Annotated in this window: 18 protein-coding genes; 8 read left to right on the top strand and 10 right to left on the bottom strand. The window is 61.9% G+C overall.

What is annotated here, in order from left to right:
* The first annotated feature begins 131 nt into the window (after positions 1–131).
* Together HBN98_RS19365 and HBN98_RS19370 are read left to right on the top strand one after the other, a co-directional pair.
* A complete protein-coding gene (locus tag HBN98_RS19365) occupies positions 132–2,213 on the top strand; it encodes a putative bifunctional diguanylate cyclase/phosphodiesterase (RefSeq protein ID WP_083369226.1) in 2,082 nt (693 codons plus the stop codon).
* 211 nt (positions 2,214–2,424) lie between these two features.
* Positions 2,425–3,171: an SDR family oxidoreductase gene (locus HBN98_RS19370; protein WP_064587387.1), complete on the top strand. Its 747-nt coding sequence runs from the start codon at positions 2,425–2,427 to the stop codon at positions 3,169–3,171.
* Positions 3,172–3,305: 134 nt separating this feature from the next.
* Here the strand turns inward: HBN98_RS19370 and mapR are convergent, their stop codons facing one another.
* From mapR to HBN98_RS19385, 3 genes are all read right to left on the bottom strand, one after another.
* Positions 3,306–4,715 (bottom strand): GntR family transcriptional regulator MpaR, encoded by a 1,410-nt coding sequence (gene mapR, locus HBN98_RS19375; RefSeq protein WP_008087199.1) that lies wholly within the window; start codon positions 4,713–4,715, stop codon positions 3,306–3,308.
* 207 nt (positions 4,716–4,922) lie between these two features.
* The gene (gene ccoG, locus HBN98_RS19380; protein ID WP_064587388.1) at positions 4,923–6,353 is read right to left on the bottom strand and encodes a cytochrome c oxidase accessory protein CcoG; all 1,431 of its coding nucleotides are present in this window, start codon (positions 6,351–6,353) and stop codon (positions 4,923–4,925) included.
* A gap of 195 nt (positions 6,354–6,548) precedes the next feature.
* The gene (locus HBN98_RS19385; protein WP_083369225.1) at positions 6,549–6,797 is read right to left on the bottom strand and encodes a DUF3203 family protein; all 249 of its coding nucleotides are present in this window, start codon (positions 6,795–6,797) and stop codon (positions 6,549–6,551) included.
* A gap of 122 nt (positions 6,798–6,919) precedes the next feature.
* On the opposite strand from HBN98_RS19385, the gene HBN98_RS19390 reads away from it, so the two are divergent.
* Positions 6,920–7,432, top strand: a complete 513-nt coding sequence (locus HBN98_RS19390; protein WP_083369224.1) for an MgtC/SapB family protein — start codon at positions 6,920–6,922, stop codon at positions 7,430–7,432.
* 123 nt (positions 7,433–7,555) lie between these two features.
* Here the strand turns inward: HBN98_RS19390 and HBN98_RS19395 are convergent, their stop codons facing one another.
* Positions 7,556–7,714, bottom strand: a complete 159-nt coding sequence (locus tag HBN98_RS19395) for a hypothetical protein (protein ID WP_169841819.1) — start codon at positions 7,712–7,714, stop codon at positions 7,556–7,558.
* A gap of 217 nt (positions 7,715–7,931) precedes the next feature.
* On the opposite strand from HBN98_RS19395, the gene HBN98_RS19400 reads away from it, so the two are divergent.
* The 3 genes from HBN98_RS19400 to glgB all read left to right on the top strand — a co-directional run bounded on the left by HBN98_RS19400 (position 7,932) and on the right by glgB (position 15,641).
* Positions 7,932–9,929, top strand: coding sequence for an alpha-1,4-glucan--maltose-1-phosphate maltosyltransferase (locus tag HBN98_RS19400; protein WP_083369223.1), 1,998 nt, complete (start codon positions 7,932–7,934; stop codon positions 9,927–9,929).
* Between the two features lie 136 nt (positions 9,930–10,065).
* On the top strand, positions 10,066–13,407 hold the full coding sequence (gene treS, locus HBN98_RS19405; protein ID WP_083369222.1) for a maltose alpha-D-glucosyltransferase: 3,342 nt from the start codon (positions 10,066–10,068) through the stop codon (positions 13,405–13,407).
* Between the two features lie 2 nt (positions 13,408–13,409).
* Positions 13,410–15,641 (top strand): 1,4-alpha-glucan branching protein GlgB, encoded by a 2,232-nt coding sequence (gene glgB, locus HBN98_RS19410; protein ID WP_083369221.1) that lies wholly within the window; start codon positions 13,410–13,412, stop codon positions 15,639–15,641.
* A gap of 147 nt (positions 15,642–15,788) precedes the next feature.
* On the opposite strand, the gene HBN98_RS19415 is transcribed toward glgB, so the two are convergent.
* Complete coding sequence (locus HBN98_RS19415; protein ID WP_064587394.1) at positions 15,789–16,571, bottom strand: endonuclease/exonuclease/phosphatase family protein; 783 nt, start codon at positions 16,569–16,571, stop codon at positions 15,789–15,791.
* A 464-nt stretch (positions 16,572–17,035) separates the two neighbouring features.
* Here HBN98_RS19415 and HBN98_RS19420 point away from each other — a divergent pair, with 464 nt between their 5' ends.
* Together HBN98_RS19420 and HBN98_RS19425 are read left to right on the top strand one after the other, a co-directional pair.
* Positions 17,036–17,410, top strand: coding sequence for a DUF6124 family protein (locus tag HBN98_RS19420; protein WP_083369220.1), 375 nt, complete (start codon positions 17,036–17,038; stop codon positions 17,408–17,410).
* A gap of 139 nt (positions 17,411–17,549) precedes the next feature.
* Positions 17,550–17,909, top strand: a complete 360-nt coding sequence (locus HBN98_RS19425; RefSeq protein ID WP_083369219.1) for a DUF6124 family protein — start codon at positions 17,550–17,552, stop codon at positions 17,907–17,909.
* A gap of 193 nt (positions 17,910–18,102) precedes the next feature.
* On the opposite strand, the gene HBN98_RS19430 is transcribed toward HBN98_RS19425, so the two are convergent.
* From HBN98_RS19430 to HBN98_RS19450, 5 genes are all read right to left on the bottom strand, one after another.
* Positions 18,103–18,861, bottom strand: coding sequence for a PIG-L deacetylase family protein (locus tag HBN98_RS19430; RefSeq protein ID WP_064587397.1), 759 nt, complete (start codon positions 18,859–18,861; stop codon positions 18,103–18,105).
* Between the two features lie 157 nt (positions 18,862–19,018).
* Positions 19,019–19,705 carry a glycosyltransferase family 2 protein gene (locus tag HBN98_RS19435; protein ID WP_083369218.1) on the bottom strand — a complete coding sequence of 229 codons (687 nt, stop codon included), beginning with the start codon at positions 19,703–19,705 and terminating at the stop codon, positions 19,019–19,021.
* Complete coding sequence (locus HBN98_RS19440; RefSeq protein ID WP_083369217.1) at positions 19,702–20,301, bottom strand: SAM-dependent methyltransferase; 600 nt, start codon at positions 20,299–20,301, stop codon at positions 19,702–19,704. Before HBN98_RS19440 ends, HBN98_RS19435 begins: the two co-directional genes overlap by 4 nt.
* Positions 20,298–21,071 (bottom strand): PIG-L deacetylase family protein, encoded by a 774-nt coding sequence (locus HBN98_RS19445; RefSeq protein ID WP_083369216.1) that lies wholly within the window; start codon positions 21,069–21,071, stop codon positions 20,298–20,300. Before HBN98_RS19445 ends, HBN98_RS19440 begins: the two co-directional genes overlap by 4 nt.
* Positions 21,068–22,066: an acyl-CoA dehydrogenase family protein gene (locus HBN98_RS19450; RefSeq protein WP_083369215.1), complete on the bottom strand. Its 999-nt coding sequence runs from the start codon at positions 22,064–22,066 to the stop codon at positions 21,068–21,070. The genes HBN98_RS19445 and HBN98_RS19450 overlap by 4 nt, the downstream gene beginning before the upstream one ends.
* Position 22,067: the final 1 nt, after the last annotated feature.

Consider the following 22,067-nt stretch of genomic DNA (forward strand, 5'->3'; position numbering starts at 1 on the left):
ACAAGCGTTTCATCGGCTTGATGGCAAAATGGTTACTTTGTCAGTGCGTTCTTCTGTGCAATCAGTACAATCGCCGCATTTGCCCGACCGAGAATGGACGCAATACGGCGCGGGTGTTCGCGAGAATTTTCATGCTCATCGGTAGTTATTCCTCCACGCTGGTTTTCATTTCGTTGTGTGTGGCGATCCTCGCTTCCTACACCGCTCTCGATCTCACCGGACGCATCGCCACCGCCAAGGGGCGAGCCGTGCATTTCTGGACTGCCGGCGGCGCGTTTGCCATGGGGGTGGGGGTCTGGTCGATGCACTTCATCGGCATGCTCGCCTTCAAACTGCCGATCGAGCTCGGTTATGACTTCACCCTCACCGCGCTGTCGCTGCTGATCGCGGTGCTGTCTTGCGGTTTTGCCTTGTGGCTGGTCAGCCAGCCGAAATTGCCGGTCCTGCAACTGGCGTTCGGCGCGCTGATCATGGGCGCCGGCATCAGTGCCATGCACTACACCGGCATGTCTGCGATGCGCATGACCCCGGGAATCGATTACGACCCGACGCTGTTCGGCGCGTCATTGCTGATCGCCGTCGGGGCCTCGGCGGCCGCACTGTGGATCGCCTTCCGTCTGCGCCAGCAATCGCCGTATGTGCGCCTGATTCGTGCCGGAGCGGCGGTGATCATGGGGATTGCGATTGTCGGCATGCACTACACCGGCATGGCGGCCGCGCAGTTTGCCGACGGCAGTTTCTGTAGCGCTACGCTCAACGGCCTCAAGGGTAACGGCCTCGACAGTCTGGTGTTGATCACCACGCTGGCGGTGCTGTCGATTGCCTTGTTGACGTCGATCCTCGATGCCCGCCTCGAAGCGCGGACCGCCGATCTGGCGCATTCGCTGACCCTGGCCAACCGTGAGCTGACACAACTGGCGCTGCACGACACCCTGACCGGCCTGCCGAACCGCATGCTGCTGGATGACCGGATCAATCAGGCGATGAAAAAGGTCAACGAGCAGGGTGGCTGTTTTGCCTTGATGTTCATTGACCTGGACGGTTTCAAACCGGTCAATGACGCATTCGGCCATCACATGGGTGACCAACTGTTGCGCGAAGTCGGCCTGCGCTTGCGCGAAGATTTGCGCAGCGTGGATACACTGGCCAGGATTGGCGGCGACGAGTTCGTGCTGCTGGTGCGCCTGACCGAACCCGATGACGCCCTGGGCCTGGCTGCGCGCCAGGTCGGCCTGATTGGTCAGTCGTTCCGCGTGGCCGAACATGACTTGCAGATTTCCGCCAGCGTCGGCATTGCCCTGTATCCGGGCAACGGTCAGAGTGCCCAGGAGTTGCTGATGAACGCCGACGCGGCGATGTATCACGCCAAGGGCGGTGGCAAGAACGGCTACAGCTTTTTCGACGTTTCTATGAACAACAACGCGCGCAAGCAACTGCAACTGTTGCAGGACCTGCGTGCAGCGCTGGAGCACAACCAGTTCAGCCTGCATTACCAACCCAAGTTCGATGCCGCCAATGGCCACCCGGTGGGCGCCGAAGCGCTGCTGCGCTGGCAGCACCCGACACAGGGCATGTTGCTGCCGGACAAATTCATCGATCTGGCGGAGAAGACCGGTGTGATTATCGGCATTGGCGAATGGGTGCTCAACGAGGCCTGCCGGCAGATGCGCGAGTGGTATGTGCTTGGCTACACCGACTGGCGTATCGCGGTGAACCTTTCGGCCTTGCAGTTCTGCCACGCAGGACTGGTGCGCAGCGTGGCCAAGGCGCTGGCGACGCACCATCTGCCGGCCAACAGCCTGACCCTGGAAATCACCGAAACCACGGCCATGAGCGACGCCGACGCGAGCATGACGGTGCTGCAGGAGTTGTCGGACATGGGCGTCGACCTGTCGATCGATGACTTTGGCACCGGTTATTCGAGCCTGATGTATCTCAAGCGCTTGCCGGCCAACGAGCTGAAGATCGACCGTGGATTTGTCCGCGATCTGGAGCATGACAGCGACGACGCGGCCATCGTCTCGGCCATTGTCGCGCTGGGTCAGGCGTTGGGCTTGCGGATTGTCGCCGAGGGTGTGGAAACCGGCGTGCAGCAGGACTTCCTCACAAAATTGGGCTGTGATTCGTTGCAGGGCTACCTGCTCGGGCATCCGATGCCGGCTGATCGCTTCTTGCAGAACATTGCCCGTGGAGAGGCGCTGGCGGCTGACTGACTGCCTGCTGGGGCGAGGGCGCTTGCTCGCGCCGGGTCGTGAAGCCACCCCTCTCTTAAAGCATGGGCCTGCTGCGCAGGCCAGCGGGAGCAAGCTCCCTCGCCACAAACGGCGTGAGCGCTCAAGCCTTTGACACAGCCCATGCAAAACCCGTGAATGGCGGTTATTCTTCCACCCGACTGTTAAGTGTGCATTGGGGGGAAGGGCCAGCATGGATAAAGTCATTGTGATCACCGGGGGCGGGCGTGGAATCGGCGCCGCCACGGCGTTGTTGGCTGCCGAGCAGGGCTATCGGATCTGCATCAACTATCAGTCGGATGAGCAAGCCGCGCAAAGCGTGCTGGAGCAAGTGCGGGCGCTGGGGGCGCAAGCCATTGCGGTGCGCGCCGATGTCAGTATCGAAGACGAAGTGATCGCGCTGTTCCACCGGGTCGACACCGAACTGGGTCGAGTCACCGCGCTGGTAAACAACGCCGGCACCGTCGGGCACAAGTCGCGGGTCGATGAAATGTCCGAATTCCGCATCCTCAAAATCATGAAAACCAATGTATTGGCGCCGATCCTCTGCGCCAAGCACGCGATCCTGCGCATGTCGCCCAAGCACGGCGGGCAGGGCGGCAGCATCGTCAACGTCTCGTCGGTCGCTGCACGTCTGGGTTCGCCCAACGAATACGTCGACTACGCCGCGTCCAAAGGTGCGCTCGACACCTTCACCATCGGTCTGTCCAAGGAAGTGGCGGGCGAGGGGATTCGCGTCAACGCGGTGCGTCCGGGCTACATCTATACCGATTTCCATGCCTTGAGCGGCGATCCGGATCGGGTCAGTAAACTGGAGTCGGCGATCCCGATGGCCCGAGGCGGGCGCCCGGACGAAGTGGCGGAGGCGATTGTCTGGTTGCTGTCGGACAAGGCTTCTTATGCGACGGGGACGTTTGTTGATTTGGGTGGTGGGCGTTAAGTCCAGAACGTTTCGCTGTCAGGTCGGCCCTCTTCGCGAGCAGGCTCGCTCCCACATTGGTTCTGTGTCCTGCACAAATCCAGGGTGGGAGCGAGCCTGCTCGCGAAGGCAATAGCCCAGACAACACAGGCCTGTCAGAACGACCGCACAATCCGCCCCAACGTCTCCATCGCCTTCTCCGAATCCTCGGTCCACGGGCTGCCGTAATTCAGCCGGATACAATTCCTGAAGCGCTGGGTCGGCGAGAAGATCGGCCCCGGTGCAATGCTGATGCCCTGTGCCAAGGCCATCTGAAACAACTTCAATGAATCCATCTGCGGTGGCAGTTCCAGCCACAGGAAGTAGCCGCCGGCCGGCTGGCTGACCCGGGTCTGTGCCGGGAAGTAGCGGGCGATGGCTGCGAGCATCGCGCTCTGCTGTTCTTCCAGGGCATAGCGCAATTTGCGCAGGTGGCGATCATAGCCGCCGTGTTGCAGATAGTCGGCGATCGCCGCTTGCGCCGGCATCGAGGCGCACAGCGAGGTCATCAGTTTCAGCCGTTCGATTTTCTGCGCGTAACGCCCGGCGGCGACCCAGCCAATGCGGTAGCCGGGGGCCAGGCTCTTGGCGAACGAACCGCAGTGCATCACCAGCCCTTCAGTGTCGAACGCCTTGGCCGGTTTCGGCGCTTGCTGCCCGTAATAGAGTTCGGCGTAGACGTCGTCTTCGATCAGCGGCACCTGATGCCGACGCAGCAGTTCCACCAGTTCCTGTTTCTTCGCCTCGGGCATGGTCGCGCCCATCGGGTTCTGGAAACTGGTCATGCACCAGCAGGCCTTGATCGGATGCCGTTCCAGCGTCTGCGCGAGCACGCCGAGGTCGATGCCGTCGCGTGGGTGCACGGGGATTTCCACGGCTTTGAGTTTCAGACGCTCCAGCACTTGCAGGCTGGCGTAGAACGCCGGGGCTTCGATGGCCACCAGATCGCCCGGCTCGGTCACCGCTTGCAGGCACAGGTTCAGCGCCTCCAGGGCGCCGTTGGTGATCAGCAACTCTTCCATCGGCAGCATCAGCCCGCCGACCATGTAGCGCAGGGCGATTTGCCGGCGAAGTTGCGGGTTGCCCGGCGACATGTCGGTGACCACCATGCGCGGGTCCATCTCCCGCGCCGCGCTGGCCAGCGAGCGCGACAGGCGTTGCAGCGGGAACAGCGTCGGGCTGGGGAACGCCGAGCCGAAGGGCACGGTGCTCGGGTCCTTGATCGATTCGAGGACCGAGAACACCAGTTCGCTGACGTCGACCTCGGTGGAGTCGTTGACGTGGCTGCTGATCACCGGTTCCGAGAACGGACTGGGCGCGTGGGTGTTGACGAAATAGCCGGAGCGCGGCCGCGCACGGATCAGGCCGCGACGTTCCAGCAGGTAATAGGCCTGGAACACCGTGGACGGGCTGACCCCGTAAGTCTGGCTGGCGTAGCGCACCGACGGCACTCGCTGCCCGGGCCCGAGGACGCCGGAGCGGATCAGTTCTGCGATGTCGTCGGCGAATTTTTCGTAGCGTTTCATCGGTTGCCCGGTTAGTAGTTGATTCGAGTGCATGTACTTGTGGTGAGGGGATTTATCCCCGATGGGCTGCGGAGCAGTCCTGAAACCATACGACGCGGTGTATCAGTCATGGCCGGCTGCTGAATTTGGGGCCGCTCCGCGTCCATCGGGGATAAATCCCCTCACCACAGGTATCGCAGTGTCAAAACAGAACTGCATCTTAATGGCTCAGCGATTCATCGGTGCCACAAACCTGCTTTTCGCCACGCTATAAATCTCAGGCTCATCGCTGTCGGCAATCTTGAAGCTCAAGGTTTGCGAGCTGCTGGCCGGGCGCTCCGTGGTCATCGCCACCGACACCGGCACATCGACAATCTCTCCCGGCGCCAGGCTCAGCTCGGTCTTGCCCTGCAACTGGAAGCCGTCGCCGTCCACCAGGCTCAGGTTGTAGTCCTGACGCTGCTGGGTCTTGTTGATGACCTTGAGAGTGTAGATGTTCTCGATCTGGCCCTGACCGTTCTCGCGGAACAGCCCACGGTCCTTGGTCACGTCCAGCGAGACCATCGGCCGTTCGACCAAGGCCAGCGCCAGGGCGCCGATCATCACCAGCAGCACCGCCACGTAGCCAATCAGTCGCGGCCGCAGCAAGTGGGTCTTGCCACCTTGCAGTTCGCGCTCGGAACTGTAGCGGATCAAACCGCGCGGGTAGTTCATCTTGTCCATGATCGAGTCGCAGGCGTCAATGCACGCGGCGCAGCCGATGCATTCCATCTGCAGGCCGTCGCGGATGTCGATGCCGGTCGGGCAGACCTGCACGCACAATTGGCAGTCGATGCAATCGCCGAGGCCGGCCTCGGCGGGCTTCACATCGCGTTTGCGCGGGCCACGGTTTTCGCCGCGGGCCACGTCGTAGGAAATCGCCAGGGTGTCCTTGTCGAACATCACGCTCTGGAACCGTGCGTACGGGCACATGTGCATGCACACCGCTTCGCGCAGCCAGCCGGCGTTGATGTAAGTGGCGGCGGTGAAGAACAGCACCCAGAACAGGCTGACGCCGCCGATTTGCAGGGTGAACAGTTCTTCGGCGAGCGGACGGATCGGCGTGAAGTAGCCGACGAAGGTCAGCCCGGTCATCACACTGATCGCCAGCCACAGGGTGTGCTTGGCCGCGCGCCGCGCCAGTTTGTTCAGGCCCCAGGGCGCTGCCTGCAGTTTGATCCGTTGGTTGCGCTCGCCTTCGGTGATCTTCTCGCACCACATGAAGATCCATGTCCACGAACTTTGCGGGCAGGTGTAACCGCACCAGACCCGGCCGGCGAACACGGTAATGGCGAACAGGCCGAACGCGGCAATGATCAGCAGCGCCGAGAGCAGAATGAAATCCTGGGGCCAGAAGGTCGCGCCAAAGATGTGGAATTTGCTTTCGGCCAGATCCCACAGTACCGCCTGACGGCCGCCCCAGTTCAGCCACACGGTGCCGAAGAACAGCAAAAACAGAAATCCCGCGCCGCTCATGCGCAAGGTGCGGAACAGGCCGGTGAAGCTGCGGGTATGAATCTGCTTGTCGGTGGAACCGGCCTTCGCCTTCATCGGGCGACCCGGCACATTTCTTATGGTGGGGCTTGCTTCTACGGTTCGGACGGGGATTTGTTCGCTCATGGTCGTTCGCTCATCAGCCTCCATCAGGCGAATGAACTATGAGCGCCGAACTGTTTGCATAACAGACTCAGCTATTTCATTAAAAAGCGTATCAGATGGCTTTTTGCGGCCGATCTGCGACAACTTGAAGCAGCCCGCAGGCACAGGCGCAAACGCCTATCGCAGGCGTCTGCGGCGAGTGTTGATCAGGGTCAGTCAAATCACCGAATCACTCTCGTCAGCCTTCAAGTGTTTCCGGCCATCCCTGGCGCCTGCAACGGTCAAGGCGTCGGCTTCTGCTTCGGTGATGTAAATGCGCCGGCTTTCGATTTCCACGAAAGACATGGATTTGTCACTGTCTGTGCAGACTTCCAGCGTGTCGCAGATACGAATTTCTTCGCCATTTTCGACGGTGAAAAAACACACTTTTGATTCGGGATTGGATTCATCGATTCGAACGGGCATGGGGCTGTCCTTTTTCCGGGGGTATCTGAAAGGTTAGGGCACAGCGTCGGATGATCGTTCGACGCAACCGATTAATGGTCGGCGCTGTCCATCGACCAACGACCAATAAAAAGGACCGTGCGATGAACGCTTGGTGGGATGAAGTGTGGGAAACGCTGCAAGCGGAGTTCGCCGACATCGGCGATGCCTCGCAACTGACTCGCATCACCGTGCGCCTGCTGATGGCGGCGGTGTTGGGCGGGATTCTGGGTTTCGAACGTGAACACAAGGGCAAGGCCGCCGGGGTGCGCACGCACATGTTGGTAGCGTTGGGGGCGGCGCTGTTCGTACTGGTGCCGCAGACCTCCGGGGCGGAATCCGATGCGATGAGTCGGGTGTTGCAAGGCGTTATCGCCGGGATCGGGTTCCTCGGTGCCGGGACGATCCTGAAGAATCATGAGGGTGACGAAGGCCACGTCAAAGGGCTGACCACGGCGGCGGGTTTGTGGATGACGGCGGCGATCGGTGTGGCGACCGGGTTGGGCAAGGAAGCGACGGCGTTGCTCAGCACGTTACTGGCGTTGGGGATTTTCAGCGTGATGCCACGGATTGTCAGGCTGTTCGAGAAGAGCGACGAGAAAAACCAACATCTGTAACAACCCGCGCGGACTCTCTGATTCCTGTAGGAGCTGCCGGAGGCTGCGATCTTTTGATCTTGTTTTTAAGGATCAACATCAAAAGATCGCAGCCTCCGGCAGCTCCTACAGAGTGCGCGCTGCTCAGAGGATCACGGGCGGCATTGTCGTCGGAGGCTCTTCCTTCGGCGGTGGCGTGGTCCCCGGGGGTTCCTGCTCGGGAATCGGTGGTGGCTCGGTCTCGGGCAAGGTGGGTTTGTCGATGTTCGGATCAGGCGTTTCTGCCGGGATCGGGATGTTCATCTGTAGACCTCCGTGTGGCACATGGCGTGAGAAGTGCTTAAGTGGATTGACCACCTCCTGGTGAATTCGATCCGCTTTTTTATCCAGGCAAATCCCTGTGAACTTTTCCCCGGGCCGGTCGCTCGGAACCTAAGTGAGTTCATGTCGGGGCCGGTGCCTCCTTGTGAACACGGATCCGGCACAAGAGCGTCCTTGGGGCGTAAAGGAGAGATGCTCGATGTCTGCTGAAAAATCTTCAGAGCTGAGCTACAACCCGCACATGCCGCTGTCGCAAGCGTTGCTGCTGCCGCGCATCGTGATCGAAAACACCATGCCGACCCTCGACGGCGGGCAATTCGCCGTCAAGTCGATTGCCGGCCGCGATGTCGTTGTCACCAGCAAAGTATTTGCCGATGGTCACGACAAGCTTGCCGTGCGCATCCGCTGGCGCGGAGAAGGCGAAGAAACCTGGCAGAGCGAGGTCATGAGCGACCTCGGCAATAACAGCTGGGAAGGGCGCTTCCGTCCCGAACATCAGGGGCGCTATCTGTTTTGCGTCGAGGCGTGGATCGACCATTTCGCCAGCTTCCAGTACGAGCTGGAGAAAAAGCACAACGCCGCCGTCCCGGTCTCGCTGGAATTGCAGGAAGGCCGGAGCATGGTGCAACAGGCTGCCGAGCGCAGCGACGGGCCGCTCAGCGAAGAGCTGGCGGCGCTGCACCATGAATTGTCCGGCCTGCTCGAAACCGAGCAGGTGGCGCTGTTTCTGCACCCGCGCAGTGCGCAATTGATGGCGCAGGCCGATCACCGCGCCTACTTGAGCCTGAGCGCCGAATTTCCGATGGATGTCGAACGGGAACTGGCCGAGTTCGCCAGTTGGTACGAGCTGTTTCCCCGCTCGATCACCGACGATCCCAACCGGCACGGCACCTTCAATGACGTGCATGCACGGTTGCCGATGATTCAGGACATGGGCTTCGACGTCCTTTACTTCACCCCGATTCACCCGATCGGCCGCGCCCATCGCAAGGGCCGCAACAATTCCCTGACGGCCGGGCCGGATGATCCGGGCAGTCCTTATGCGATTGGCAGCGAGGAGGGCGGCCACGAGGCGATTCACTCGCAACTCGGTACCCGCGAAGACTTCCGCCGCCTGGTGGCGGCCGCTGCCGAGCACGGACTGGAAATCGCCCTCGATTTCGCCATTCAGTGCTCTCAGGATCACCCGTGGCTCAAGCAGCACCCGGGCTGGTTCAACTGGCGTCCAGACGGCACGATCAAATACGCGGAAAACCCGCCGAAGAAGTATCAGGACATCGTCAACGTCGACTTCTATGCGCCGGACGCGATTCCCAGCCTGTGGGTCGAGTTGCGCGACATCGTGGTGGGCTGGGTCAACGAAGGCGTGAAGATCTTCCGTGTCGACAACCCGCACACCAAGCCGCTGCCGTTCTGGCAATGGCTGATCGCCGATGTGCGGGCCCTGCACCCGGAAGTGATCTTCCTTGCCGAAGCCTTCACCACGCCGGCAATGATGGCGCGGCTGGGCAAGGTCGGTTACACCCAGAGCTACACCTATTTCACTTGGCGCAACACCAAGGCCGAACTGGCGAGCTACTTCACCGAACTCAACGAGTCGCCGTGGCGCGAATGCTACCGGCCGAACTTCTTCGTCAACACGCCGGACATCAACCCGGCGTTCCTGCATGAATCCGGACGTCCCGGATTTCTCATCCGTGCGGCGCTGGCGACCATGGGCTCGGGCCTGTGGGGCATGTATTCGGGGTATGAACTGTGCGAATCGGCGCCGGTGCCGGGCAAAGAGGAATACCTCGATTCGGAGAAGTACGAGATCCGCGTCCGCGACTTCAATGCGCCGGGCAACATCATTGCCGAAATCGCCCAGCTCAACCGCATCCGCCGACAGAACCCGGCGTTGCACACGCACCTGGGCCTGAAAATCTATAACGCGTGGAACGACAACATTCTGTATTTCGGCAAGCGCAGCTTCGACGGCAGCAACTTCATTCTGGTCGCGGTGAGCCTCGATCCGCACAACGTGCAGGAGGCGAATTTCGAGCTGCCGCTGTGGGAAATGGGCCTGTCGGATGACGCGACCACCCATGGTGAGGATTTGATGAACGGGCACCGCTGGGACTGGCATGGCAAGTATCAATTCATGCGCATTGACCCGGCGTATCAGCCATTTGGCATCTGGCGGATTACGGCCGCCTGAAGCAATGCACAACCCCCCTCTGTAGGAGCTGCCGAAGGCTGCGATCTTTTGCCTTTGATTTTAGAAGCAAGATCAAAAGATCGCAGCCTTCGGCAGCTCCTACACAGGAATCGAACAGAATTCAGCAGGAGTTCACATGGCGAAGAAACCCAAGGCAGCCACCTTTATCAAAGACCCGCTCTGGTACAAGGACGCGGTGATTTATCAAGTACACGTCAAATCGTTTTTCGACTCCAACAATGACGGGATCGGCGACTTTCCCGGCCTGATCGCCAAACTCGATTACATCGCCGAACTCGGCGTCAACACCATCTGGCTGCTGCCGTTCTATCCCTCGCCACGTCGCGACGACGGTTACGACATCGCCGAATACCGCGGCGTGCACAGCGACTACGGGACCATGGCCGACGCCAAGCGTTTTATTGCCGAGGCCCACAAGCGTGGCCTGCGGGTGATTACCGAGCTGGTGATCAACCACACCTCCGATCAGCACCCGTGGTTCCAGCGGGCGCGCAAGGCCAAGCCTGGCTCGGCGGCGCGGGATTTCTACGTGTGGTCGGATGACGATCAGAAATACGACGGCACCCGGATCATCTTTCTCGACACCGAAAAGTCCAACTGGACCTGGGACCCGGTCGCCGGCCAGTACTTCTGGCACCGCTTCTATTCGCACCAGCCCGACCTGAATTTCGACAACCCGCAAGTGATGAAAGCGGTACTGTCGGTGATGCGCTATTGGCTGGACATGGGCATCGACGGCCTGCGTCTCGACGCGATTCCGTACCTGATCGAACGCGACGGCACCAACAACGAAAACCTGCCGGAGACCCACGACGTCCTCAAGCAGATCCGTGCCGAAATCGATGCCAACTATCCCGATCGCATGCTGCTGGCCGAGGCCAACCAATGGCCGGAAGACACCCAGCTGTACTTCGGTGACACCGATGCTCAAGGCCTGAATGGCGACGAATGCCACATGGCTTTCCACTTCCCGCTGATGCCGCGCATGTACATGGCGCTTGCCCAGGAAGATCGCTTCCCGATCACCGATATTCTGCGGCAGACCCCGGAAATCCCTGCCAATTGCCAGTGGGCAATCTTCCTGCGCAACCACGATGAGTTGACGCTGGAGATGGTCACCGACAAGGAGCGCGACTACCTGTGGAATTACTACGCCGCTGACCGCCGCGCGCGGATCAACCTCGGCATTCGTCGGCGTCTGGCGCCATTGATGGAGCGTGACCGCCGCCGCGTCGAATTGCTCAACAGCCTGCTGCTGTCGATGCCCGGCACGCCGACCCTGTATTACGGCGATGAAATCGGTATGGGCGATAACATCTACCTCGGCGACCGCGACGGCGTGCGCACGCCGATGCAATGGTCGATCGACCGCAACGGCGGCTTCTCCCGCGCCGATCCGGCGAGTCTGGTGCTGCCGCCGATCATGGACCCGCAATACGGTTATCTGTCAGTCAACGTCGAAACCCAGGCCGGCGACCCGCATTCGCTGCTCAACTGGACCCGCCGCATGCTCGCGGTGCGCAAGCAGTCCAAGGCCTTCGGTCGCGGCACGCTGAAAATGCTTTCGCCGAGCAACCGGCGGATTCTGGCCTACACCCGGGAATTCACCGACGCCGACGGCAAGCACGAAATCATCCTCTGCGTGGCCAACGTGTCGCGCAGCGCGCAGGCGGCGGAGCTCGATCTGTCGGCGTACGTCGGCATGGTCCCGGTGGAGATGCTGGGCGGCAACGCGTTCCCGCCGATTGGCCAGTTGAATTTCCTCCTGACTCTGGCGCCGTATGGCTTCTACTGGTTCGCCCTGGCCACGGAAAACCAGATGCCGAGCTGGCACGTCGAACCGGCGCAGAGCCTGCCGGACTTCACCACACTGGTGCTGAAGAAACGCATGGAAGAGCTGCTCGAAGCGCCGACCCGGGCGACTTTGGAGCAGAGCATTCTGCCGAGCTGGCTGCAGAACCGTCGCTGGTTCGCCGGCAAGGACGCGGCTATCGAGCAGGTGCATCTGGCCTACGGCGTGCGCTTCGGCGACGCGCAGCATCCGGTGTTGCTCAGCGAGATTGAAGTCACCAGTGCCGGGCAGACCAGCCGCTATCAACTGCCGTTCGGCTTCATCTCGGAAGATCAGGTCGGCCCGGCACTGCCACAGCAACTGGCATTGTCCCGGGTACGGCGGGGCCGTCAGGTCGGACTGATCACCGATGCGTTCAGCCTTGAAACATTTGTCCGCGCGGTACTTGAGGGGATGCAGAACAACACGGTGTTGAACTCCGAAGAAGGCGAGATCCGTTTCGCCCCGACGGCTCAGCTGGAAGCGCTTGGCCTCGGTGCCGAGTCGGAAGTGCGTTATCTGTCGGCGGAGCAATCGAACAGTTCGGTGGTGATCGGCAACAGCCTGGTGCTGAAGCTGATCCGCAAAGTCGCCTCCGGTGTGCACCCGGAGCTGGAAATGAGCGCCTACCTGACCGAGGCCGGGTTCGAGAACATCTCGCCGCTGCTGGGTTCGGTGATTCGCCGTGATGCCAACGGCGACGACAATCTGCTGATGATCGCCCAAGGCTATCTGAGCAATCAGGGCGATGCCTGGGAATGGACCCAGAACAACCTTGAACGGGCGTTGCGCGATGAGCTGGCCGACTCGATGTCCGAGCAGGAGCAGCATTACAACGCCCTCGGTGAGCTGAAAGACTTTGCCGGCATGCTCGGCCAGCGTCTGGGCGAAATGCACCAGGTGCTGGCGGCGCCGAGCGACAACCCGGACTTCGCTGCGCAGATCACCAGCGCCAAGGATGCGCAAGCGACCGGCAAGGACGTTGCGGCGCAAGTCGAACATGCGCTGAAGTTGCTCAAGCAGCATCAGGGCCATTTGGGCGCGGCAGATCAGAAGCTGGTCACGCGCCTGGTGGACAACAAAAAGGTCATCCTCGGCCATGTGCAGGAGCTGGCAAAACAAGCGGTCGGCGGCTTGCGCATTCGCGTCCACGGCGACCTGCACCTGGGGCAGGTGCTGGTGATCAAGGGCGATGCTTATCTGATCGATTTCGAGGGCGAGCCTGCACGGCCGCTGCACGAACGTCGCGGTAAACACAGTCCGTACAAGGACGTCAGCGGGGTGCTGCGTTCCTTCGATTACGCGGCGGCGATGACCATCAACGTGCACAACGTTGATCACAGTCCGGAGTCTGAAGAGGCGCGGCGCCGTGTGGCGGATCGCTATTTGCGTGAAGCGCGGGAAGCATTTGTCGAGGCATATCGCCGGGCGGCAGCTAGTCTTGAACATGCCTGGCAGGATCCTGCGGGTGCCGACGCTGCGCTTGCGCTGTTCGGCCTGGAGAAGGCGGCCTATGAAGTGGCCTATGAAGCCGAAAATCGCCCCACGTGGTTGCCCGTGCCGTTGCACGGTTTGTATGGGTTATTGACAGGGCTTAAACCCTTTTCCGATCTTGGTGGAGAGTAGTCATGAGTTTCTCGAACAAGGAACAGGGTCACGCTAAAGAAGCATTATTGCCGGCCGCACAGGACATCGATGCCCTGGTGCGTGCCGAACATCACGACCCGTTTTCCATTCTCGGTCCGCACGGCGATGGTGCCGGCGGGCAATTTATCCGGGCTTACCTGCCCGGTGCACTGAAAGTCGAAGTGCTGGACAAGGACAGCGGCGAAGAACGCGGCGAACTGACGGCGAGCGAAACCCCGGGGTTGTTTGTCGGGCATTTCGAGCAGGCCCGGCCGTATCTGCTGCGCACCCGCTGGGCCGGCGGTGAACAGGTAGCAGAGGACCCCTACAGCTTTGGCCAGTTGCTCGGTGAAATGGACTTGTATCTGTTTGCCGAAGGCAATCACCGCGATCTGAGCAGTTGCCTCGGCGCACAACTGACCACGGTCGACGGCGTGGAAGGCGTGCGCTTTGCCGTGTGGGCACCGAATGCCCGGCGCGTCTCGGTGGTCGGCGATTTCAACGTGTGGGACGGGCGCCGGCATCCGATGCGCCTGCGGCATCCGTCCGGGGTCTGGGAGTTGTTCATTCCGCGCCTGCAGGCGGGCGAGTTGTACAAGTACGAAATTCTCGGCGCCCACGGCATTCTGCCGCTGAAGGCCGACCCGATGGCCCTGGCCACCAGCCTGCCACCGGACACCGCTTCGAAAGTCGCCGCGCCGCTGCAGATCGACTGGCAGGATCAGGACTGGATGAACGGCCGGCGCGAGCGGCAACAGCATTCGCAGCCGCTGTCGATCTACGAGTTGCACGTCGGGTCGTGGCAGTGCGAGCTGGACGATCTGGGCGAAGTCGCTCGCCAATACAGTTGGCCGGAACTGGCCGAGCGGCTGATTCCTTACGTCAAGGAACTGGGCTTCACCCACATCGAACTGATGCCGATCATGGAGCATCCTTTCGGCGGTTCGTGGGGCTATCAACTGCTCTCGCAATTCGCCCCGAGCGCCCGTTATGGCACGCCGGAGCAGTTCGGCGATTTCGTCAACGCCTGCCACCAGGCGGGGATCGGGGTGATTCTCGACTGGGTGCCGGCGCATTTCCCCACCGATACCCACGGTCTCGCGCAGTTCGACGGCACCGCGCTGTACGAATACGGCAACCCGCTGGAAGGTTTCCATCAGGACTGGGACACGCTGATCTACAACCTCGGACGCACCGAAGTGCACGGCTACATGCTGGCATCGGCGCTGCACTGGTTGAAGCATTTCCACATCGACGGCCTGCGCGTTGATGCCGTGGCTTCAATGCTCTATCGCGATTATTCGCGCAAGGCTGGCGAATGGATTCCGAACCGCCATGGCGGTCGGGAAAACCTCGAAGCCATCGATTTCCTGCGGCACTTGAATGACGTGGTCGAGCTGGAAGCCCCGGGCGCGCTGGTGATTGCCGAAGAGTCAACCGCATGGCCGGGCGTCAGCCAGAGCACCCAGCAGGGCGGTCTCGGATTCGCCTATAAATGGAACATGGGCTGGATGCACGACTCGCTGCATTACATCCAGCAGGACCCGGTGTACCGCGCGCACCACCACAACGAGCTGAGCTTTGGCCTGGTCTACGCCTGGTCCGAGCGCTTTATCCTGCCGATTTCCCATGACGAAGTGGTACACGGCAAGCATTCGCTGATCGACAAGATGCCCGGTGATCGATGGCAGAAGTTTGCCAACCTGCGCGCCTATCTGAGCTTCATGTGGACCCACCCGGGCAAGAAGCTGTTGTTCATGGGTTGCGAATTCGGCCAGTGGCGCGAATGGAATCACGATCAGCAGCTGGACTGGTACTTGCTGCAATACTCGGAACACAAAGGCGTACAGAAACTGGTCGGCGACCTCAACCGTCTGTACCGCGACGAACCGGCGCTGCACGATCAGGACGACGCGCCGCAGGGCTTCCAGTGGTTGATTGGCGATGATGCGATCAACAGCGTGTATGCGTGGCTGCGCTGGAGCAAAGATGGCAAACCGGTGCTGGTGGTTGCCAACTTCACGCCGGTGCCGCGTCAGTCCTATCGCGTTGGCGTGCCGTTCCCCGGGCGCTGGACCGAGTTGCTCAACAGTGATGCCGACACCTATGCCGGTTCCAACTATGGCAACGGCGGCGGGGCGTTTACCGAGGAAGTGCCGAGCCATGGGCAGGGGCTGTCGCTGGAATTGAATCTGCCGCCGTTGGCGGTGTTGATTCTCAAGCCAGAGGGCTAGTCCAGCCACCGCTAACCCTGTGGGAGCGGGCTTGCCCGCGAAGAGGTCGGAACATTCAACATCTCTGTTGCCTGATCCGCCGTCATCGCGGACAAGCCCACACCCACAGGCGTTTTCGGTGATCCGGGGATCGCTGCCGCAGCAGAATTACAGGTGCACTTCCACCGCCAGCGGCAAGTGGTCCGACAGGTGCGTCCACGGCTTGTTGCCGAGGATCTGCGGGTCGTGGCTGCTGGCGTTGCGCAGGTAGATGCGATCCAGGCGCAGCAGCGGGAAACGTGCCGGATAGGTCTTGGCCGGTCGCCCGTGGTGACGCTCGAACGCTTCGTGCAAGTAGTCGCGGCGGGCGAGGGCCTGGTTGCCCTGCAACTGCCAGTCGTTGAAGTCACCGGCAATGATCACCGGCGCATCCTCGGGCAGCGATTCCAGCAACTGGCAGAGCAGTTGCAACTGCAACTGGCGGTGGCTTTCGAGCAGGCTCAGGTGCACGCAGATCGCATGCACCTCGGCGTGCCCCGGCACGTCCAGCACGCAGTGCAGCAGGCCACGGCGCTCGGGGCCGGTGATCGACACGTCGAGGTTGCGGTATTCGCGGATCGGGTATTTCGACAGCAGGGCGTTGCCGTGGTGGCCATCTGGGTAGACCGCGTTGCGCCCGTAGGCGAAATCGCTCCACATGCTGTCGGCGAGAAATTCGTATTGCGAGGTTTGCGGCCATTCGTTGTAGCGATTGGAATGGCGCTCGTGTTCACCCACCACTTCCTGCAGAAACACCAGGTCGGCCGACGTGCTGCGCACCGCCTCGCGCAGCTCCGGCAGGATGAAGCGCCGATTGAGGGCGGTGAAGCCCTTGTGGGTATTGACCGTCAGCACGCGCAGGCGATGGATGACGGGGGCGTCGACGGCGTGACGCTTGGGATCGCTGGACACGTTCACTCCTCTGAAAAACAGGCTTCCTGTTCATGCGACTGGTCTGTGGGCGGGCAGTTCCTTCCAGATGTCTCAGGCCAATACAACCGGGCAAACCTCGGGCATAAACGCAAACCCGCAACCACGTTTAAAGTACACGAACCGTTACGCCATAACGGCTACAACGCCTTGCGCCGTTACCTACGCGTACGCCAGAATCCGCCGGCTTACACGGCTATGGGCCGGGCTATATCGTTTCCCTGTCACTGAACATCAGTGATCGGGTTTGGTAGCCCGTCTGTAATAGCTGTATGGCAACACCTATGCAGCCCTTTTTTGGGCTCGGTTTTATGGTGGTCATGCGTGGGGCTCGTTCGCGAGCGCCGGGTTCCTATTGCAGCCGGTCTACCAACCCGCGTATGGCCGCCACCCTCGTTTGGTAGCGAGAGTGATGGCTCCTGAAAATCTGCAATAGGAGTACATCCATGTTCAAAGCCACACCCAACCCCCCAGACGCCGACCCGATCCCCTACGACCCGGCCCTCGACCCGCAGAAGATAAAAGAGGCGACCGACCGCGCCATCAAGTTCTACCTCAACCCCGGCGCACTGAAAATCTCGATCCCTTCAACCCCGTCACGCAAATCGAACAGAATCTTCCTCATCGACCCGACCGTGGACGAAGAAACTCTACTCGTCGAAGCCTGCGAATCACTAGCCGCCGCCAGCGACATGGCGCGCGATATCGGCAGCGCGCTCGACGACTCACACCGCCGCGCCGTGCTGATGCTGCATCAGGTGATCATGCTCAGTGAACTGATGGTCAACCGAGTCCTGGACGGCCGCCGCGTACCGAACTAGTCACCCGGCCCTGTAGGAGCTGCCGCAGGCTGCGATCTTTTGATCTTGTTTTTAAAAAACAACATCAAAAGATCGCAGCCTTCGGCAGCTCCTACAGGTCGTGATTCTTTCAAAAGTGCCTCGATCGGAGTTCCAGCTGATGCCCGAAACCACCCCCAATCCACCGGCTACAGACCCGGTATCACCCTACGAATCCCACAACTCCAGAAAACTCCACGAAGCCGCCGAACGCGCCCTCGACCACTACCTCGCGCCCGCGCAAATCATGGCGACGCCGTACACCCCCAGCAGCATGTTCATGGTCAACCCGCAAACCGACACCGAATCCCTGCTGGCCAACGCCTGCGAATCCCTGGCTTCGGTCACGGTGATGCTCGGTGATTTCGCCGGCACGCTGGAAGGGCCGAGTCGCAATACGGCGCTGGGCATTGCCCAAGTGGTGATGCTGGGCGAGTTGGCGGTGAATCAGGCGCTGGATAACGTCGTACCCAAGGATTAGGCGGCAACTGTTATGGCCTCATCGCGAGCAGGCTCGCTCCCACATTGGATTTGCGGGGCTCACCTATTTTATGCCCGACAAAAAGTCCCTTGTGGGAGCGAGCCTGCTCGCGAAAGCGGCGTTTTAGCCAATACATCAAGTGCCTGACACGGCCTCTTCGCGAGCAAGTTTGCTTCCACAAGGAATGGTTGTTTCAGATGAAGACGATCTCGTACGGCAGCCGCATGCGTTCGAGCAGGACTGGCGGCAGCATCGGCGCAATGCCGATTGCCGGTTCGCCCTTGAGCTGGCTGGCGTAGGCGTGGGTGGCGTGGCTCTTGCGCGCCACGGTCCACGTATCGAGGCGCAGTTTGCGCGCACGTTCCCAGGGGATCAGGCTGTGATCGCGCTCCGGCCAGTGCCAGGCCCAGACCGGCACGTCGTGGAAGGTCGCGCCCACTTGTGCTGCCGCTTGGGCACTGGCACGTCCGACCGCTTCGTGGTCGGCATTGCCATCGTTGCGCCAGGTGCTGAACACCACGTCACCGGGACGCAGGTAGCGCGCGATGAACTCGGTAAGGTCGGTCTCCCGGTCGAGCAGCGCGTTGTCAGTGAACCCGCCGCGCACCCATTTCAGGCTGTGCATCGGCAGACCCAGGCGCCGCAGCGCCTCGACGCTCTCTTGCGGGCGGAACACGCTCAGGCGTTTTTCCGACCATTGCCGCGAGCCGGGGTGGCTGGCACTGCCGTCGGTGATCGACAGCAATTGCAAGGGGTGGTCGAGGCTGGAGAGCAGTTGCAGCAGACCGCCGCAGGTCACCACTTCATCGCCCGGATGCGGGGCGACCACGACGGCTCGGGCACCGGGTGGCACCAGACTGTGGGTATTGATGACGGGAATGTTGTCGAGCTGCGGGGCGCTGTTCCATATCTGCGCCGGCAGCGGATTATCGCTGAGGGATAACGGTTTCATGGGTGTTACGTCCTTGTTGAGTCTGGCCCTCAGTCGTACCGACGCCGTGAACAATCAGGCGCGCGCGACCCGTGAAGGCGGATGGATTGCCGTGCGACGCTCCGAACCCTGGATTGCCGCGCAGCAGAGTATTGCTCAAGATCTGCGGTTCGTCGCGTCACAGATCAAACTGACCCGGTTTTTTTTGATCGATCTGTGCCAGATTCCGCAAATAATCCCCGAATCCTCCGCGCGCGCGGCTGTCCAGGCGGGCGCTGGTGTGCACCTGCGGGCGATGGCTCCAGGCGATGTCCGCCCCCGACAATTCCAGGCGCCGCACCAGTTGCACGTCTTCATCGCAGGCCAGCGGCGGGAAGCCACCGGCCCAGCGGTAGGCGTCGGCGCTGATCCCGAGGTTGGCACCGTGGATGTGCCGGTGACCGTCACGGGCCTGATAGTGGCGGTGATAGCGGATCTGGGCTGACTCATTGAACGACTGATCCCAGTGCTCGACGGTCACGGTGCCGCATACCGCGTCGGCACCCAGGCCCAGCTGCGCCACCAGCCAGTCATCCGCCACGCGGCTGTCGGCGTCGGAGCAGGAGATCCAGCGCGCACCGCGCTCCAGCAGGACTTGCGCGCCGGCGGCCCGGGCCTGACCGACGTTGCGCGCATCGATGTGCAGGCTCAGCACCGGAAAGTCACTGACAATCTGCGCCGAGCGGTCGGTGCAACTGTCGAGCACCACCAGCACTTCCACCGGTTCGCCGGCCAACAGCCCGTGCTTGCTGGCGCGCAACGCGGCGCTGAGGCATTGCCCGAGCAGCGCTTCCTCGTTGTGCGCAGGAATCAGAATACCGATCATCGCAGACCCTCCAGTGCGGCCACCGAACGCGGTTCGCGGCTCCAGACTTCAAGCAGGAAGTCCGCTTCCTGATGCAGCGCCACACGCGGCAGCGCCAGATGCTCATGGATAAGGTCGTGGACCTGACGCGCATTGAGCGGGCATTCGTCAATCGGTGGGCGCCAGTGACAGGCCAGCAATTGGCCGTCGGCGGTCAGGGATTGACTGATGCGCCGGATCACTTCTGTCAGATCCTGGGCATCGAGGTAGTAGCCGATTTCGCTAAATACAATCAGGTCGAATTTTTCCTCCGGCCAGTCGCCGGGCAAGCGACTCTGGCGCACTTCGGCGTGGTCAAAAAGACTCAAACGGGTACGGGCCAGATTCACTGCGGCGCTGGCGGTGTCGCAACACAGCAGGCGGTCGCAACGCCCAGCCAGTTCGGCGCTGAGTTCGCCATTGGCGCAACCGGGCTCGAAGATCGCCCGGTAATGTGCGCGGGGCAGGGCGGCGAGGGTGATGGCCCGTTTGCGCTGTTCGTACCAGCGTTCGCGGAAGGCCCAAGGGTCATCGTTGGCGCTGAACAACCCGTCGAAATAGCGATCATCGACACTCATAGGAACACCACTTCAAACGGTTGCAGCAGACGATCCAGCACGTACGGCGCCAATACCGGTTGCAGCCCGGCTTGCGGGTCGCCTTCCAGTTGGCTGGCGAAGGCGTGCACCGCGTGGCGTTTACGCGCCACTTGCTCCGCTGACAACAGAATCTTGCGCGCGCGTTGCCACGGCACCGAGGCGTCTTCGGGGGAGGCCCAATGCCAAGTCCACACCGGCAATTCGTGACAAGTGGCGCCGACCCGCCGCGCGGCTTCGATACTGGCGCGCCCCGCGGCTTCGTGATCGCAATGGCCGTCCTCGCACCACGTGCTGAACACCACGTCGCCGGGGCGCAGGTGGCGTTCGATGAACGCGACCAGCGACGGCTCATCCGCAGCGACCTGGCTATCGCTGAAACCACCGCGCAGCCATTTCATCCGGTGCAGCGGTACGCCGAGGCGGCGAAGGGCTTCGGCCGATTCCTGCGGCCGCACCACGCTCAGGCGTTCGACCGGCCAGCGTGCGGAACCGGGATGACTGGCGCTGCCATCGGTGACCGAGATCAGTTGCAACTGACGCCCGGCGGCCGCCAGCAACTGCAACAAGCCGCCGCAGCCGAGCACTTCGTCGTCCGGGTGCGGGGCGACAATCACCGCACGGGCGCCCGGTGGAACCAGACTGAGGACATCGACACTGTCCAGCGCCGCAAGGTGCCGGGAGTGTTGCCATTGCAGCAGCGAAGTGCCCTGGTGGCCGATGATCGGATCGGGTTTGCTGGCGGCATTCATAGGCTCCAGGCCTCCTCGGGGTGTTCGGCCAGCCATTGGCCGAGGGCCGCCAGGTCGCGCTCGGCATGGCTCTGGCGCAGGAATACCGGCAGATCGGCGCTCAATTGCGCAAAGTGGCGGTCCTTGCAGAACGGTCCCGCACCCAATGCCCGTCCGGCTTCACGCAGGACCTGTTCGGCGGTGTCTTCGACCACCGCGCGGGCGCGTCGGGCAAGTAGTTCGGCGTGGGCCTCGGGGTAAGTATCGATGTGCAGCGCGCTGAAGCGCAGGACGTTGGCCGCCGCATGCAACGCCGAATCGACGGCGCCGAGATGCGCGAGGGCATGCGGTTCCTGGCGTTGTGCGCAGTGTTGGCGCAGCGCCTGGGCAAGCTGTTGCGCCGCGCCGTACCAGCACGCGGCGATGCCGATTCCGCCTTGCCAGAAACCCGGGCGTTGCAGGTAATCGCCGGGGTTGCCGATGGCCTGCGCCTCGGCGCCGTCGAACAGCACCTCGACGCTGCCGGTGGCGCCCATGCCGACCGCTTGCCAGCCCTGATCGGTGACGTTCACGCCCGGTTGATCGAGCGCCACCGCCACCAGTTGCTGACGCTCATCGGCGTCCCACGCGGTGAGCAGCGCATGGCTGAGCACCGCCGCCCCGGAGCACCAGGCCTTGCGCCCGTCGAGACGGACCATGTGCCCGGCCGGGCGCACTTGCACGCGCGCCTGGGGCGGTTCTGCGGCCCACATGCCCCAGGTGCTGCCGGGTGTCGGCGAACCACCGAGTTGTTCGATGATCGCCAACGCGTCGGTGTGTCCCTCGTAGAGCTTGCACAAGCCCAGATCGTGTCCGCCGACCTCCGCCAGGCGCTGAAAGCGCTCCAGCGTGCGGCCACTGCCCGGTAACGGCAACTGATCCAGCCCGGCCTCGACCAGCGCCCGCAGGCAGTGGCCGAGCGCCGCAGTGTCGCGATAGTCCGGCGGGCGGCGTGCCAGATAATTGTGCAAGTCCATA

Origin of the sequence: Pseudomonas koreensis, from assembly GCF_012986595.1 — a bacterium.
Classification (GTDB): Bacteria; Pseudomonadota; Gammaproteobacteria; order Pseudomonadales; family Pseudomonadaceae; genus Aquipseudomonas; species Aquipseudomonas koreensis.

Coding starts and splice junctions, on each gene's coding strand:
- HBN98_RS19365 (WP_083369226.1), top strand. CDS start 132: ATGCTCATCGGTAGTTATTCCTCCACGCTGGTTTTCATTTCGTTGTGT.
- HBN98_RS19370 (WP_064587387.1), top strand. CDS start 2,425: ATGGATAAAGTCATTGTGATCACCGGGGGCGGGCGTGGAATCGGCGCC.
- mapR (WP_008087199.1), bottom strand. CDS start 4,715: ATGAAACGCTACGAAAAATTCGCCGACGACATCGCAGAACTGATCCGC.
- ccoG (WP_064587388.1), bottom strand. CDS start 6,353: ATGAGCGAACAAATCCCCGTCCGAACCGTAGAAGCAAGCCCCACCATA.
- HBN98_RS19385 (WP_083369225.1), bottom strand. CDS start 6,797: ATGCCCGTTCGAATCGATGAATCCAATCCCGAATCAAAAGTGTGTTTT.
- HBN98_RS19390 (WP_083369224.1), top strand. CDS start 6,920: ATGAACGCTTGGTGGGATGAAGTGTGGGAAACGCTGCAAGCGGAGTTC.
- HBN98_RS19395 (WP_169841819.1), bottom strand. CDS start 7,714: ATGAACATCCCGATCCCGGCAGAAACGCCTGATCCGAACATCGACAAA.
- HBN98_RS19400 (WP_083369223.1), top strand. CDS start 7,932: ATGTCTGCTGAAAAATCTTCAGAGCTGAGCTACAACCCGCACATGCCG.
- treS (WP_083369222.1), top strand. CDS start 10,066: ATGGCGAAGAAACCCAAGGCAGCCACCTTTATCAAAGACCCGCTCTGG.
- glgB (WP_083369221.1), top strand. CDS start 13,410: ATGAGTTTCTCGAACAAGGAACAGGGTCACGCTAAAGAAGCATTATTG.
- HBN98_RS19420 (WP_083369220.1), top strand. CDS start 17,036: ATGTTCAAAGCCACACCCAACCCCCCAGACGCCGACCCGATCCCCTAC.
- HBN98_RS19425 (WP_083369219.1), top strand. CDS start 17,550: ATGCCCGAAACCACCCCCAATCCACCGGCTACAGACCCGGTATCACCC.
- HBN98_RS19430 (WP_064587397.1), bottom strand. CDS start 18,861: ATGAAACCGTTATCCCTCAGCGATAATCCGCTGCCGGCGCAGATATGG.
- HBN98_RS19435 (WP_083369218.1), bottom strand. CDS start 19,705: ATGATCGGTATTCTGATTCCTGCGCACAACGAGGAAGCGCTGCTCGGG.
- HBN98_RS19440 (WP_083369217.1), bottom strand. CDS start 20,301: ATGAGTGTCGATGATCGCTATTTCGACGGGTTGTTCAGCGCCAACGAT.
- HBN98_RS19445 (WP_083369216.1), bottom strand. CDS start 21,071: ATGAATGCCGCCAGCAAACCCGATCCGATCATCGGCCACCAGGGCACT.
- HBN98_RS19450 (WP_083369215.1), bottom strand. CDS start 22,066: ATGGACTTGCACAATTATCTGGCACGCCGCCCGCCGGACTATCGCGAC.